The 14,353-nt window shown below is 47.4% G+C and carries 16 protein-coding genes, 1 tRNA gene and 1 pseudogene; 11 read left to right on the top strand and 7 right to left on the bottom strand.

Annotation, left to right across the window (positions count from 1 at the left end; all coding sequences use genetic code 11):
- The first annotated feature begins 108 nt into the window (after window positions 1–108).
- From ACQ86O_RS22250 to ACQ86O_RS22260, 3 genes and pseudogenes are all read left to right on the top strand, one after another.
- Complete coding sequence (locus tag ACQ86O_RS22250) at window positions 109–738, top strand: helix-turn-helix transcriptional regulator (protein ID WP_431225805.1); 630 nt, start codon at window positions 109–111, stop codon at window positions 736–738.
- 457 nt (window positions 739–1,195) lie between these two features.
- Window positions 1,196–2,792 (top strand): annotated as a pseudogene (locus ACQ86O_RS22255) (ABC transporter substrate-binding protein).
- Window positions 2,793–2,905: 113 nt separating this feature from the next.
- Window positions 2,906–3,352, top strand: coding sequence for a hypothetical protein (locus tag ACQ86O_RS22260; protein WP_431222890.1), 447 nt, complete (start codon window positions 2,906–2,908; stop codon window positions 3,350–3,352).
- 139 nt (window positions 3,353–3,491) lie between these two features.
- Here the strand turns inward: ACQ86O_RS22260 and ACQ86O_RS22265 are convergent, their stop codons facing one another.
- Both ACQ86O_RS22265 and ACQ86O_RS22270 read right to left on the bottom strand, forming a co-directional pair.
- Window positions 3,492–3,773 (bottom strand): hypothetical protein, encoded by a 282-nt coding sequence (locus ACQ86O_RS22265; protein WP_431222891.1) that lies wholly within the window; start codon window positions 3,771–3,773, stop codon window positions 3,492–3,494.
- The gene (locus ACQ86O_RS22270) at window positions 3,761–4,297 is read right to left on the bottom strand and encodes a hypothetical protein (RefSeq protein WP_431222892.1); all 537 of its coding nucleotides are present in this window, start codon (window positions 4,295–4,297) and stop codon (window positions 3,761–3,763) included. The genes ACQ86O_RS22265 and ACQ86O_RS22270 overlap by 13 nt, the downstream gene beginning before the upstream one ends.
- A 1,115-nt stretch (window positions 4,298–5,412) precedes the next feature.
- On the opposite strand from ACQ86O_RS22270, the gene ACQ86O_RS22275 reads away from it, so the two are divergent.
- Window positions 5,413–5,739 carry an NIPSNAP family protein gene (locus tag ACQ86O_RS22275; protein ID WP_431222893.1) on the top strand — a complete coding sequence of 109 codons (327 nt, stop codon included), beginning with the start codon at window positions 5,413–5,415 and terminating at the stop codon, window positions 5,737–5,739.
- Between the two features lie 44 nt (window positions 5,740–5,783).
- Window positions 5,784–6,863 carry a hypothetical protein gene (locus ACQ86O_RS22280; RefSeq protein WP_431222894.1) on the top strand — a complete coding sequence of 360 codons (1,080 nt, stop codon included), beginning with the start codon at window positions 5,784–5,786 and terminating at the stop codon, window positions 6,861–6,863.
- Between the two features lie 182 nt (window positions 6,864–7,045).
- Here the strand turns inward: ACQ86O_RS22280 and ACQ86O_RS22285 are convergent, their stop codons facing one another.
- The 3 genes from ACQ86O_RS22285 to ACQ86O_RS22295 form a co-directional block, all read right to left on the bottom strand.
- Complete coding sequence (locus ACQ86O_RS22285) at window positions 7,046–7,669, bottom strand: hypothetical protein (protein WP_431222895.1); 624 nt, start codon at window positions 7,667–7,669, stop codon at window positions 7,046–7,048.
- Window positions 7,659–8,846 (bottom strand): DUF6538 domain-containing protein, encoded by a 1,188-nt coding sequence (locus ACQ86O_RS22290; RefSeq protein ID WP_431222896.1) that lies wholly within the window; start codon window positions 8,844–8,846, stop codon window positions 7,659–7,661. The genes ACQ86O_RS22285 and ACQ86O_RS22290 overlap by 11 nt, the downstream gene beginning before the upstream one ends.
- An 85-nt stretch (window positions 8,847–8,931) precedes the next feature.
- A tRNA-Ser gene (locus ACQ86O_RS22295) sits at window positions 8,932–9,019 on the bottom strand.
- Window positions 9,020–9,247: 228 nt separating this feature from the next.
- Here ACQ86O_RS22295 and yccA point away from each other — a divergent pair.
- Both yccA and tusE read left to right on the top strand, forming a co-directional pair.
- Window positions 9,248–9,907: an FtsH protease modulator YccA gene (yccA, locus tag ACQ86O_RS22300; protein ID WP_431222897.1), complete on the top strand. Its 660-nt coding sequence runs from the start codon at window positions 9,248–9,250 to the stop codon at window positions 9,905–9,907.
- Between the two features lie 107 nt (window positions 9,908–10,014).
- Entirely contained in the window at window positions 10,015–10,344 is a 330-nt protein-coding gene (tusE, locus tag ACQ86O_RS22305) for a sulfurtransferase TusE (protein WP_431222898.1), read from the top strand.
- Window positions 10,345–10,347: 3 nt separating this feature from the next.
- Here the strand turns inward: tusE and yccX are convergent, their stop codons facing one another.
- Window positions 10,348–10,626: an acylphosphatase gene (yccX, locus tag ACQ86O_RS22310; protein ID WP_431222899.1), complete on the bottom strand. Its 279-nt coding sequence runs from the start codon at window positions 10,624–10,626 to the stop codon at window positions 10,348–10,350.
- 151 nt (window positions 10,627–10,777) lie between these two features.
- Here yccX and rlmI point away from each other — a divergent pair, with 151 nt between their 5' ends.
- Window positions 10,778–11,968 carry a 23S rRNA (cytosine(1962)-C(5))-methyltransferase RlmI gene (gene rlmI / locus ACQ86O_RS22315; RefSeq protein ID WP_431222900.1) on the top strand — a complete coding sequence of 397 codons (1,191 nt, stop codon included), beginning with the start codon at window positions 10,778–10,780 and terminating at the stop codon, window positions 11,966–11,968.
- 61 nt (window positions 11,969–12,029) lie between these two features.
- A complete protein-coding gene (gene hspQ, locus ACQ86O_RS22320) occupies window positions 12,030–12,347 on the top strand; it encodes a heat shock protein HspQ (RefSeq protein ID WP_431222901.1) in 318 nt (105 codons plus the stop codon).
- Window positions 12,348–12,407: 60 nt separating this feature from the next.
- Here the strand turns inward: hspQ and ACQ86O_RS22325 are convergent, their stop codons facing one another.
- A complete protein-coding gene (locus ACQ86O_RS22325) occupies window positions 12,408–12,821 on the bottom strand; it encodes a CoA-binding protein (protein WP_431222902.1) in 414 nt (137 codons plus the stop codon).
- 249 nt (window positions 12,822–13,070) lie between these two features.
- On the opposite strand from ACQ86O_RS22325, the gene ACQ86O_RS22330 reads away from it, so the two are divergent.
- Together ACQ86O_RS22330 and ACQ86O_RS22335 are read left to right on the top strand one after the other, a co-directional pair.
- On the top strand, window positions 13,071–13,742 hold the full coding sequence (locus tag ACQ86O_RS22330; RefSeq protein ID WP_431222903.1) for a DUF2057 family protein: 672 nt from the start codon (window positions 13,071–13,073) through the stop codon (window positions 13,740–13,742).
- 116 nt (window positions 13,743–13,858) lie between these two features.
- Window positions 13,859–14,317: a methylglyoxal synthase gene (locus ACQ86O_RS22335; RefSeq protein WP_431222904.1), complete on the top strand. Its 459-nt coding sequence runs from the start codon at window positions 13,859–13,861 to the stop codon at window positions 14,315–14,317.
- Window positions 14,318–14,353: the final 36 nt, after the last annotated feature.

The raw sequence follows: 14,353 nt of genomic DNA on the forward strand, positions 1-14,353 counted from the left end.
GCTTTAGACAGATTATACAAAACAAGACTAATCGTCTAATATAATTTCCTGACTGAATTTTGGCTCAGCAGGAACATCGCGATTATCAGAATGATTAAGGAAGAGTGTATGCCGCAGAATCAAAACAACCTGCTACTTTCGCAGTTGAACAGCATAGCTGAAGGGCTCAGTGAGACATTTTCACCGTTCTGCGAGGTGGTGCTTCATGACCTTAAAAACCCTGAGCATGCCATCCTTGCCATCCACAATAATTTGTCTGGCAGGCAGGTGGGAGAACCGGTGACAGAGCTGGGTTTGGCACGTATTGCCTCACCGGACTTTCCAAATGTGGTTGCCAACTATGCCAATACCTTTGCTGATGGCCGCCCGGTAAAAAGCACCTCAATTGGCATTAAAGATGAACAGGGTGAATATGTTGCGGCACTTTGCCTTAACGTCGACATGTCCTTGTTCCGGGGAATGCAGAATGCACTCGCCCAGTTCACCCATGTTTCCAGCGGGGCCGTGGCTGAACATCTTGAGCCTGGCGGAACAGAGGCAATAAGAAAGCACATCGATAAGTTTGCGGCACGTCTGGCAAGCACCCCACGATCGCTCAAAGCGAATGAGAGAAAATTGCTGATGCAGGAGCTTAAAGCAAGCGGATTGCTGGAGATAAAAAAGGCAATGGATACCGTGGCTCATCATCTTGGAGTATCGCGAGCAACGGCCTATCTCGATGCAAAGGATCTGGTGTGAATCGGGCTATCAGCTGGCATGCGGGAATATAAAACTGATTGGGGCCAAAGGTCGTTTGCTTAAGCTAGGCCTCACTCTTTGTCTCTTTACAGGTAAGGCTCATCTGCACGATGCTATTGATGCCATCCGGCCCGGCTTGCCCAGCACCTAAGTTTTGCGCCAACTGTCTTACTACACCTTCGGCAAAGCCCGCGTGGAGGTGAGCTGAACGCTAGCGTGGCGTGGCCATAAGGATCTGCTGAGCGGTGAAAATCCCGCCATTTCTTTAGAAGGTCTGACAAGGAAACAAACCGCATGAAAATCATACGTAACAACCCACAACCCCATCTTTCTAGCGGCGTTGAATAAATAAACAAAAATAACAGTTTTAGAATAACCTGATAATGATTCGTTATTAGCCTGTTTTCGCTGTCCGTGATGTGATTAATACCGAATAAAAAATTAAAAGGCGATGACAATGTCTACAGGTAAAATGCCGTTCGCGCTGGTACTGACCGCGCTTTTATCAACAAATGCTGCATGGGCAGTCTCTGATGACACGCTAATTTATTGCTCAGAAGCGTCACCAGAATCGTTCAACCCGCAGATTGCCAGCTCTGGTCCGTCGTTTGTTGCCAGTTCGCAAGTGCTATATAATCGTTTAATCAATTTCGACCCGGTTAAAAACACCCCTGTTCCGTCATTGGCAACGGCCTGGAAAATCTCCCCAGACGGTAAAACCTATACTTTTACTCTGCGTCAGGGGGTGAAATTCAACAGTAATAAATATTTTAAGCCTACCCGTGATTTTAATGCTGATGATGTGGTGTTTTCTGTTTTACGCCAGAAAGACGCCAGCCATCCTTATCACTCTATTTCACAGGGCAATTACGAATATTTTAACGATGTCGGCTTCGATAAGCTGATTAAAGCAGTGAATAAATTGGATGATTATCACGTTCAGTTTGTCCTTAGCGAGCCGAACGCCGCGTTTCTTGCCGACTGGGGGATGGATTTTGCGTCTATTCTTTCTGCCGAATATGCCGATGCGATGCTGAAAAAAGGTACGCCTGAATATGTTGATATTTGGCCAATTGGCACTGGGCCCTATGTATTGCAGCAATATAAAGTCGATTCGTTGATCCGCTATCTTGCCAACCCCAATTACTGGGATGGCGAGGTGCCCACAAAACATCTGATCTTTTCCATCACCCCGAATGTACAAACGCGCCTAGCGAAACTACAGACCAACGAGTGCCAGATAATTCCAGCGCCCGCACCGGTGCAGTTTGCGCAGATAAAGAGCGATAAAAATATCACATTGCACAGCGTAGAGGCCTTGAACGTCGGCTATCTGGCGTTTAACACCGAAAAAAACCGTTTGATAATGTGCTAGTGCGTCAGGCCTTAAATTACGCCACCGACAAAAAAACCATCGTTGACGCTGTCTTTTTAGGTTCAGGTACGGTGGCTAAATCTCCATTACCGCCAAATATGTTAGGTTTTAATAAAAATCTGAAGGATTACAACTACGATCCGGAAAAAGCCAAGGCACTCCTGAAACAAGCCGGACTGGAAAATGGCTTTGAAGCCACGCTGTGGTCAATGCCGGTTCAGCGCCCATATAACCCAAACTCCAAACGCATTGCGGAAATGATCCAAAGTGACTGGGCAAAGGTGGGGGTAAAGGCAAAAATAGTGTCTTATGAGTGGGGGAATACCTTACCGGCATGCGTAAAGGTGAACAAGACGCAGCACTGTTTGGCTGGATGTCGGATAACGGCGATCCCGATAACTTTGCCGACGTACTGTTAAGTTGCAACAGTATCAAAACGGGCTCGAATGCGGCACGCTGGTGCGATAAATCGTATGATGAGCTGGTTCAGCAAGCCAAACTGAACAGCGCCCCCAGCGAACGTGCGGTACTCTACGGCCAGGCGCAAGAGATTTTCTACCAGCAGGCTCCGTGGATCACGCTGGCGAATGGTAAAACATTTTATGCAACGCGCAGTAATGTCAGCGGTTATAGCGTCAGTCTGATGGGCAGTGATTTTTCAAAGGCTAAGTTGAACTGATGGTTCTATGCATTTGCGTGAGATTTCAGGCTTTACCCTGCTGGCCCGGCAACCGCTTTTAGCCGTATTGACCGATTTGCCATCCACCCAAGCCAGCAATAAGGAGAGAAACGATGTCTGATACTTGGTTAAGATTTGTTCCCGAGGAACCATCATTTACGCCAACGGCGGCTGCTGCGGAACTTGCCCGAAATCTTTTTGCAGAATTTTTACCTGAATCGGAAAAAGTCTCCGCGATCTTTACCGACTCAATCGAGTTTATCGATGCTGGCGGAAATTGGAGTGGCGTTGCTTGCCCGCATTGCGCAAAGAATGCTGAGGATTGGTGGGCGGATGCGGTGGATAAATCATGTGAAGGGGCATTCCAGGATTTACTCGTAGTGACGCCATGCTGTGGAACACAAGTCTCACTCAATAATTTGCACTATGGTTGGCCGGTGGCATTTGCTTGTTTCGTACTAGAAGCCGAGGATCCAGACCGAGATCTTCAACCTGATCAAACGGAACAACTTACGCAGATATTAGGATGTAAATTACGGAAGGTGTGGGCTCACATATAGAAAGAATTCACTAAAATACAATCAACACAAGATGCGCAAGAACCTGTCTGTTTTTGACACCGAAGAACGGGAAGGTAGTGCGCATCACATCAGCGCCCTCTCCGCACAGAAGAAAGCGCCCATCCACTTAAGCCAGCAATTAGAAATTATCTTCTTTCACTCGTGGCTCTATACTCTTGGCACGAGCGATGTCCTCCTTCGCACCAGCCTCATCACCCATCTCTTGTTTGATCAAACCGCGGGCCAGGAACGCCTCTGCGTAATCCATGCGAGATAGGGCAAGCTCTATATCCGCGAGTGCCTTTGGATACTGCTTCATCTTCCGATAGACGTTTGCTCGCTGGGTAAGGTACGAGATGTTACTCGGCATGAGGCGGATCGCTTCATCGTAATCAGTTGCAGCGGATGTCAGTTCGCCCAACCTTGAAGAGCTCTGGGCACGCATTGCGTATAATTGGGCTCCTTTATAAACTGGCCCGCCTTTTCCGGTGTCGATAAGCTGTGTGTAGACAGCAACAGCTTCGCGATAGTTTTTTCCTGATCATATAACCACGCAACTTTTAAGCTATCCATACCATCGTCATCCTGCGGGGCCAGCGTGGCGGCAATCTTATAATTTTCAATTGCTTGTTTTGCATCCCGGTTATAAAAATAGTCACCCAGTAAACGATAGGCGATGATTTCCTTCGGATTGATTTGTATTGCCGAACGATACATTTCGAGCGCGAGAGGAGCGTATCGCGCTTCGTCGTCAGCGCCTCCCCATGTTGCCCTACGTTCATAGGCCAGGCCTTTGTGCATTGTTGCCCATGCGCGTAGGCGATAGTCTTGCCCACTCACTTTTATCAGTTCGGAACAGGCGTCAATCGGCGCCTCCATCGGTGCACTAACCGGGAACTCGCAGTTCTCCTTCAGAGTCGAAATAGCTTTTTGTTGCGCTGGCATGGTGCTTTGTTCCTGCGGCCATTGCGCAGATGAGAGCGTGTTACTGGCGAAAGCAGTGCTGATCACACACCCAGCGATACCAGTGATAGCCGAAAACAGATATCGAGAGCGCTTACTTGACATTGGTTGGACCTCACTTGAGTGTTACCCGCGGCATTTTATAGCACATTCGCATGTCTTACTCTGTTTGCCCATTATGGCGCGAACCTTCGGGATGTTGTGCACATTAACTGTCGCATTAATAGCGACTTTTGTCTCAGCTTTAAACCCTGCCTGGTTAACTCATCCAACAGATGTTATTGCTGTGACAAATCGCAGAACTGCCGCAGCAGTCACAGGTAGGAAGATATTTTAATAAATAGCAAGACAGGAATAAGTTCGAAAACATACATCTCGCAGGAAGGCTAAAAGGCATAAGAAAATGGGGGATGGTTAAAAAGATGAACGGCATCGTGGTAAAACGCTTTCCCGCCATGTTGGCATCACGACGCTGATGGCAGAGAGCCGACAAGTTATCCGACCCCGCACAAACATCCTATCCGCTACTCTTTTTTACTCGCCGAAATTCGCAGGATACAGAACCCTTTATAGTTGGTTCTTCAAATATCGGTTCAACACCGGGTAAAACAGGACAACTGAAACCAATACCGAATGGCATACTGGATGACATAGTCAAAACACTGAAAACGAAAAACCCCAAGCTCATTATAAGCTCGGGGTCCTTCTAAATATGACGGAGGAGCAGAGATTCGAACTCTGGAATGGTTTCCCGTCAACGGTTTAAAACCCTTTCTCTCGGATATTCCTCCGGTAATCAACCGGTTGCCTTTCTATTCTCGCTACTTGAAACCCACTCACAGATGCAAGTTGTTAGTCCGATTTTGCTACACATGGACAGCCTGTGTGTAGCACCTGTAATCAGTCTACAAGATGCCCGCAGACCCGCCAAGAGCATCTTTTAACCCCACCCTATTGATTTTGTTGCGTTGTTACGACAAGTGGCTTCATACCGTAACGCCGAGAACCTTGATGTGACGGGTTGCAACGCTGTTACGGTTGTTACTGGTTGAAAACACAGTATTCGCTGTGTCATGATGACTAAAAAAGGAGGCTGGATGAAAACTGTAGAAATCTTGCTGTATACCCTGAAACCCGATACAGGTCATGAGTTTCACCAAATTATGCAGGACATGAGCGTACCACTGCACCGAAACGTTGGAATGGATGTCGTCGCTTATGGCAACTCGCTACACGATGCTGACTCGTACTATTTAATCAGAGTTTATGACAGTCTGGAGCATCTTGAAATATCCCAAGATGAATTCTATCGGAGCGATGCCTGGAGGAATGGACCAAGGGAAGCCATTATCGAGCGGATATTAACTAGCGTTAAGTCAGTGATTAAATTGGATGATATTTCTATAAATAGCCTACGACAGTAGCAATAAAACCAAATTCATTAATCAACATCCTTAAGGTATATAGAATGGAACCTAATAATTCGCAAGGAAAAGACCTATCAGTTGTAATCAAAGACATCATTAAAGATAATTACAAATGGGTTTTAGGAGTATTATCTCCCACTTCTATCTTTTTATGTTTTACTACCCTCTGGATTTACACGAGGTATATAGGGAGGCCTGATGCATTTGGCGAGTCGTTCGAAGTTACACCGCAGACACTTCTGATGCCCATCGCTGCATTTTTGTCCTTGCTCGGTCTTCTTATTGTTTTATTTCTCCCATCTTATTTCTTGATACAAGGCCGATTGGGACTTAAGGTCAACGGTGCAAACAGAAAGCATGTCATTCGCTGGCTTACAGCCATAGTCACTACTAATATCACTTGCTTTTTTATATTAATAGTACTGATTACAGTTGATTTTTGGAACCCTAAATGGCCATCCTTGTGGCTTATTCCTGGTTTGATTATATCAATTGTGATGACATCCGTATTCGCAATAAGAAACAAAAACGCCACAATAGGTTTCTTTCCCACTGTGCTTGTAGTTAGTGGCTCACTTTTCATTTCAGCGACCATATCAACTTTTTCATTCTTACTAATCTCCAGTACATATAAAGATACGGGAGGGTTTTCATTAGCTATATTCCTTTTACAATGGCTATCTATTATGTTGTTATCTTTAGCACCAGCCATTTCATATTTGCTTGCTGAAGAGGATAGCACTTTAGGGCGAATTAAAAAGGTTCTAATAGGAATTGTATTAGGTACCACATTAATTACCACTGTGACACCTTCTTTACTTGGGAACTTTTCCTTAGGTGCGATTAGAATTGCACGGCTAATCGACAACCATCCTAAATACTATCAAGTCTTTCAAAAGGACTATGATGTAGACAATTTAGTTAAAAAAGAATGGAGTATTGATAATATCAAAAATGATAGTTATAGGATAATTGCCACCAGCCTATACAGTTTCGGGAGTAAAACATTACTGTGTCCAAAGGAGTTAGCTAAAATTACACCAGCAAATTACCATCTTTATACTCATCGATGTATTTTATTTGACAAGTCATCTGTAAAACCTCTAAACAGAGCTATATGATATAACCAAGCCACAACCGTAACAACGTAACATCTGTTCAATCTCAACGGATTTGCTGTTACGGTTTATTTTCCAACTTCGTCACAAAGTAACAAGCAGCCTGCCAGACAATATAACCTGTTGCCACCGTCAGTAATATTAACGCAGGTAAAACCCTCAGTATCAGCACTAAGGTACTATCATCAAGCAACCAAACTTGGTTTACCTGATTTCTTCATTAATCTATTAATTTCCTCCTTATCTTTCACATCTATTTCCAACTCTCTCTTTAAATCATCAGAAATACTGGCGTAGAGATATTTCTTTCTTAAATAACCAGACTTAATATCCTTCTCTAACTCAAAATTCAGCTTAAATCTGAACGATATATAATCCGCAGCCACTTTATTATCAGCATCTTTGTTTTCATCTCGAGGGAACTCCCTTAAGTGAAATAGCGACTGTAAATCCCCCCATCTTTTTATCGCTTTTTTAAATCGACTAGATAAATAGCCTCTCATTTCCTTCGGCATTTCCCAGCCATTATCTAAGTAATTCACTATAACCTTAATAATATTCTCAGCTGATTCTTTTGGCACCTTGCCACCACGAATTATCTCGCCAATGGGTTTATATTCAATCTCACTGATATCTTTACACACAACCCCTCCACCTATAACTTTTACTGCGGAAAGCTCATTATCTGGAATACTCCCCGTTTTATTTTCTATCTGTTTAAGGCAGTAAAAAAACTCATATTCTTCACTTTCTTTATATAACTCGTATCTATCCCATACTAAATCATGTATGTAATCTTCATCGTCCATAAAGGCTCATTCCAGAAAAAATCAAACGCTCCACCGCCTCAACAAGCGGCCCCAGCGGATAGTTTAGCCCACCGTAGTTACGAGAAACAGAGCTTGAAGAGTGGCCGGTGAGGGCATCATGCACAGTCTCATCGATACCGGCCAGTCGACACATGTCCTTGAACGTGTGACGGAAGGAATGGAACACCATCCGTTTATCGGTAACGCCACATACATTGCGGAGATAGCGACCAAACCACTTTGACCAGTTACCTGTCAGGGTGCCGAATACATCAGCTTTTAGCTGGTGGAAAATACGATCACCCTTCTGCTTATTGGCAAAATCGATGAAACCGAGCTTGATCAGTTCTGGATGTAACGGTATCCAGCGGCGGCTACCTGCATTCTTAAGGTGTTGCCCCTCCTGCCGGTCATTGATTTCTATTACCCAGGTGGAACCACCTAGGTAAGTTTCCTGATGAACGTCAGACGGGTGTAGCTGGCCGATCTCCTCCAACCGAGCACCGGTATAGAGTGCTAACAGTGGCAGCCAGTAGGAGGCCTCCCCGGCCCCTGCTTTCGGCCTTTCGCCGTTGAACACCGGAGACGTGAAGACTTTTCTGAGTGACGCCTCGTCAAACGGCAGCCGCTTCTCTTTAGCCCGCTTATCTTCTTTCAGGCTGAGCCCTTCTACCGGATTACGTTCCAGCAGGTCATTATCAATCGCCAAGGTAAACAGGCTGCTCAACGAGGCCAAGTAGCTGTTTACCGTTCCGACACTCAGATCCTGCTCCTTCAGAGCGTCCCTGAAAGCCCTGCAATCCGTTCTACCGATGACGGATACATGCTCTTTGCCAACGATAGCGGTGAATCGCTCCAGTGCTCTCAGGTAAAGGTTACGTGTCTTCGGAGCTTTTTCACCGCTGGATAGCCGCTGCTGGTAGAGATCTGTGAGTTTTGGCCCCGTGACCTGGATGATTTTGTAGTCAGGTAATGCCTGGATAGCTTCACCTTGCAGACGAGCGAATTCGTTGTCCCAGCGGCAACCTTCCAACCGGGCCAATCTTTCTGCTTCGGAGCGATTAGACGTACCTAGAGCCTTGACGATTTCTGTACGTTGGAAATGGGGGATTAACGCTAAAGGAATGCGACGACGGAAGTAGTAGCGTGAGCCACGTTTTGCCAGATGAGTACACATACGAAAAATCCCCTGTGTTACATCTGTGTGTAACAGCAGAGGATTTCAAGATAAAAACCGTTATAGAACAGTCTTTAAGAATAAATGGCGGAGGAGCAGAGATTCGAACTCTGGAACGGTTTCCCGTCGACGGTTTTCAAGACCGTTGCCTTCAGCCACTCGGCCACCCCTCCGTAACGAAGCGAACTATAAACACAGCCGATCCACTTGTAAAGCATGAAACCGTTCAAACGGACGAAAAACCGGCATCCAAGAGCTGACCGCTGAAGAAATCAGCAATCTCGGTGCATCGCTTCTCCAATAGTCACGCAGGGTAAAGATTGGTAAACAATCTTTAATCAAACGCTTGCGCTGCCTATCATCTGGATTAATTTTGTGATGACCTGATAAGAGAGATCATTATGGACCGCATTGTCGTCTCATCCTCCTCGCGCGACTCGCTGCTAAGCACGCATAAAGTCCTGCGTAACACCTATTTCCTGCTATCGCTAACACTGGGTTTTTCCGCATTGACCGCAACCGCCAGCACTATGCTGGGTCTGCCAGCGCCTGGTTTGCTGTTAATGCTGGTCGGTTTTTATGGCCTGATGTTCCTGACTCATAAACTGGCCAACAGCCCGGCGGGCATTCTTGCGGCTTTCGCCTTCACCGGCTTTATGGGTTATGCCCTTGGCCCGATCCTGAGCTCATTCCTTAATGCTGGAGCTGGCGATCTGATTATGCTGGCCCTGGGCGGTACTGCAGTGGTCTTCTTCTGCTGTTCAGCCTATGTACTGACCACACGCAAAGACATGTCGTTCCTGTCTGGCATGATGATGGCAGGTTTTGTGGTGCTGCTGGTGGCGGTTATCGCGAATCTGTTCCTGCAGATCCCGGCCCTGCACCTGGCAATTAGTGCGCTGTTTATTCTGTTCTCCGCCGGTGCCATGCTGTGGGAAACCAGCAATATCATTCATGGTGGTGAGACCAACTACATCCGTGCCACCGTTAGCCTGTATGTTTCGCTCTACAACATGTTTATCAGCCTGCTGAGCATTCTGGGCTTTGCCCGCAGCAACTGATCTCGTCGTTGGTAAAGCCCCGTCCCTTCCGACGGGGCTTTATTTTTTGCCACGACAAAAGTTTGCTAAACTGATGCCCGCAATGAATTACCGATCACTGAGGCAGTATGTTGGAGTTTGAAGGTCAGACGATTGAAACTGACGCGCAGGGCTACTTGAAAAACAGCGCCGACTGGCATGAAGGGTTAGCGCCCCTGCTGGCGGCACAGGAAGAGATTGAACTCAGCGAGGCGCACTGGGAAGTGGTGCGGTTTGTCCGGGGTTTCTATCAGGAATTCAATACCTCGCCGGCTATTCGTATGCTGGTAAAAGCGATGGCGCAAAAATACGGGGAAGAGAAAGGCAACAGCCGTTATCTTTATCGTCTGTTCCCGAAAGGCCCTGCTAAGCAGGCTACCAAAATAGCCGGGTTACCAAAGCCGGTAAAATGCATCTAACCGCTAGTAGCGAATACTGAAACCTTTATAGTCCCCAACTCCTCGCGGTTCCACCAGCACGCGCTCCACGCGAGCGCTGCGTGGCCCACCGCTTTTCAACCATTCCATCAGTTGTTCAACCGTTTCTTTCTCACCACAGGCCACCACTTCTACACTGCCGTCATCCAGATTACGTGCATAGCCGGTTAACCCCAAAGCCGTGGCTTTGTGCTGTGTGTTGTAACGAAATCCAACGCCTTGCACCACACCATAGACATACGCGGCAATACAAACTTGTGTCATAATCGGCTCCTAATCGATTTCGTCTATACCCATTGCATTTCAGGTTGCAACAAACGCAGCGCAACTGGAAAGACGATGGGTACAAGGTATTCTCTGCGCTGATGCCCAGAGAGTGTCACTCTTTTATCTCTATTTGGCAGCATACTTAATTATGACCGTACGCCTGATTCTCGCCAAAGGACGTGAAAAGTCCTTACTCCGCCGCCACCCATGGATTTTCTCTGGCGCTGTTCTACGTGTTGAAGGGAAAGCCCTTTCCGGTGAAACCATTGATATCCACGACAGCCAGGGCAAATGGTTGGCACGCGGTGCCTATTCACCAGAATCGCAAATTCGCGCCCGTGTCTGGAGCTTCCTGCAGGACGAAGAGATCGACATTGCGTTCTTTATCCGCCGTTTGCAACAAGCGCAAGTCTGGCGTGATTGGGTGGCAAAGCGTGACGGTTTGGATGGTTACCGTCTGATCGCCGGAGAATCTGACGGGATGCCGGGGATCACCATCGATCGCTTCCAGAACTTTCTGGTTCTGCAGTTACTTTCTGCGGGTGCGGAATACCAGCGTGCCGCGTTAATTTCTGCACTGCAACATTGCTACCCGGAATGTGCAATTTACGATCGTTCTGACGTTGCTGTACGTAAGAAAGAAGGCTTGCCACTCGCACAAGGCCCGGTTCTGGGCGACCTGCCTCCTGCTCTGCTGCCTATTACCGAACACGGCATGAAGCTGTTGGTGGATATTCAGCAAGGCCATAAAACCGGTTTCTATCTGGATCAACGCGACAGCCGCTTGGCAGCGCGTAATTATGCCGCAGGCCGCCGCGTTCTGAACTGTTTCTCCTATACCGGTGCTTTCGCGGTTTCGGCTCTGATGGGGGGCTGTGAGCAAGTCATCAGTGTGGATACTTCCCAGGCGGCACTGGATATTGCCAAGCAGAACGTTGAGCTGAATCAGTTGGATCTGGGCAAGGCCGAATTTGTGCGTGATGACGTTTTCCAGTTACTGCGTGCTTACCGTTCGCAAGGTGAGAAATTCGATCTGATCATTATGGATCCGCCAAAGTTTGTTGAAAACAAGAACCAATTGGCCAGCGCCTGCCGTGGTTACAAAGATATCAATATGTTGGCGCTTCAACTGCTGAACCCGGGCGGCATTCTGCTCAGCTTCTCCTGTTCAGGTCTGATGCCAACCGAATTGTTCCAGAAAATTTTGGCCGATGCCGCTGTAGATGCTGGCCGTGATGTACAATTTATAGAGCAGTTCCGGCAGGCTGCCGATCACCCGGTTATCGCGACTTATCCTGAAGGGCTGTACCTGAAAGGCTTTGCGTGTCGGGTGATGTAACTTGAAATACGCTGTTTTGCCCTCATATAAAGAGTAATGCACTGTTTCTCAGGAGGACATTATGATTGCCAGCAAATTCGGTATCGGACAGCAAGTTCGTCATAAACTGTTAGGGTATTTGGGCGTCGTTATTGATATCGACCCTGAATACTCATTGGAGCAACCTAAAGCAGACGAGATCGCCGCTAACGATGAATTGCGTCTGGCTCCTTGGTATCACGTGGTGATGGAAGACGATGAAGGCCAGCCGGTTCATATTTATCTGGCTGAAGCACAGTTGTCAGGTGAAGATCAGGATGCGCATCCTGAACAGCCCTCGCTGGATGAACTGGCGGAGTCCATTCGGCGCCAACTACAGGCACCACGGCTGCGTAATTGAGCCTCCCCCTGAGAAACACCATTAAGGGCTTATTTTTTAAGCCCTTAACTTTTTAATTAATCAGTTTTCCAAACCCAGGCGCGGGATCTCGATTTTCGGGCAACGATCCATGATGACCTTAACCCCTGCCTCATTTGCCAGCACCGCCGCCTGTTCATTGATCACCCCGATTTGTAGCCACAACACCTTGGCGCCGATAGCAATCGCCTCTTGCGCGACACCATACGCCGCCTGCGCATTACGGAACACGTCCACCATATCGACAGGGTGCGGAATATCTTCCAATCGGGCATAAACTTGCTGGCCAAGCAGCGTCTGCCCTGCCAGTTTCGGGCTCACCGGCGTAACCAGATAACCCTGAGCCAACAGGTAGGCCATAACACCGTAGCTGGGCCGCCCGGGATTATCGCTGGCGCCTACCAGCGCAATGGTCTTTACCTGTTTCAGTACGTCTGCAATTTCTTGGTCTTGCATCTTTCGCTCCTGATATTTCGCCAGTGAATTCCTTGCTCAGTGTAACCGAAGGCACTCCATCAGCTAAAAGTTGTTATGCGTTAGCATCTATACTGTCTGCATGCGTTTTGTGACAGAGCCCAGGCAATTATATTTCAAATATTTTTAAATTATGTGTAAATGTAACTCAATGGGTATTATTGAAAAGATTTGACACATTCCATACCCTATCCAACACTAATAATCTGGTTCCACTATAAGGAAGTAATAATGAAATTTGGTCTGATGGTTGCGGGCCTGCTTGGCTTATCACTGAGTATATCGGCCGCAGCTACGACCCTGAAGCTTTCCCCGGACATCGATTTAATGGTAGTCGACGGCAAGAAAATGACAGGCTCGTTGTTAAAAGGGGCAGATAGCCTGGAGTTGGATGGTGGGCAACATCAGCTATTGTTCAAGGTGACTAAAACTGTGCATAAAGGCCAGCACAACCAGGTGCTCTACACTTCTGCACCCCTGATAGTTGTCTTCAACAGCCAGAATGTCAGCGTGGTTAATATTGCGCTACCGCGTATCGAAAATGAACGTGATAGCCAGCTCTTTGACCAAACGATGGATTATAAAATTATTGATAATAACGGGAAGGCCCTGGCGATAAAAAACGATACTTTACCTATCAAGGTATTAGCTGAGGATAGCGACCTGGAAAAAATCATCGCCGACTATAATGGCAAGAATCGCCAAGCTTCCATTCCTGCATTGGTACATCTGCGCGCCAGCACCATGACCCCAGCGCAAGGTAACCCGGCGGCCAGCCCAAAAGTCATTACATTGAAAGGTGAAAACGTCCCGGAACAAATGCTGCAATACTGGTTTTTACGCGCCGACCCCGAGACACAAAAGCGTTTTGTCCGTTGGGCGCAGCAACACCTCACCCCGTGAGTGAGGGGTAAACCACAAAGACGCATTTTGTTCGCATTTTCCAGCGTAAACGCTAGGCAGTGAAATGCAGTTTCAGTAATCTGTGGCAAATCAATTGATTTGCCAAGGATACCAACATGGAACTGACCACCCGAACCATCGCGATACGCAAGCACATTGCGCTGGTTGCGCACGATCATTGTAAGCAGGCCTTGCTGAAATGGGTTGAGAACAATAAGGCCCAGCTAGCCCAGCACCAACTTTATGCCACGGGCACCACAGGTAATCTGATCCAGCGCGCTAGCGGCATCCCGGTTAAAAGCATGCTGAGCGGCCCGATGGGAGGCGATCAGCAGGTAGGTGCATTGATTTCCGAAGGCAAGATTGATGTGCTGATCTTTTTCTGGGATCCGCTGAATGCGGTACCGCACGATCCAGATGTAAAAGCATTGCTGCGCCTGGCTACGGTCTGGAACATTCCAGTGGCCACCAACCGCTCTACCGCCGATTTCCTTATTGACTCTTCGCTGTTCAAACGCGAAGTTGAGATCGCTATTCCAGACTACAACAAGTATCTGGCGGCACGCCTGAAGTAATAACAAGGTGGCCTGACATCTAATGCCAGGCCTATA

The organism is Serratia sp. L9 (genome assembly GCF_050632285.1).
In the GTDB taxonomy this organism is placed as follows: Bacteria; Pseudomonadota; Gammaproteobacteria; order Enterobacterales; family Enterobacteriaceae; genus Chania.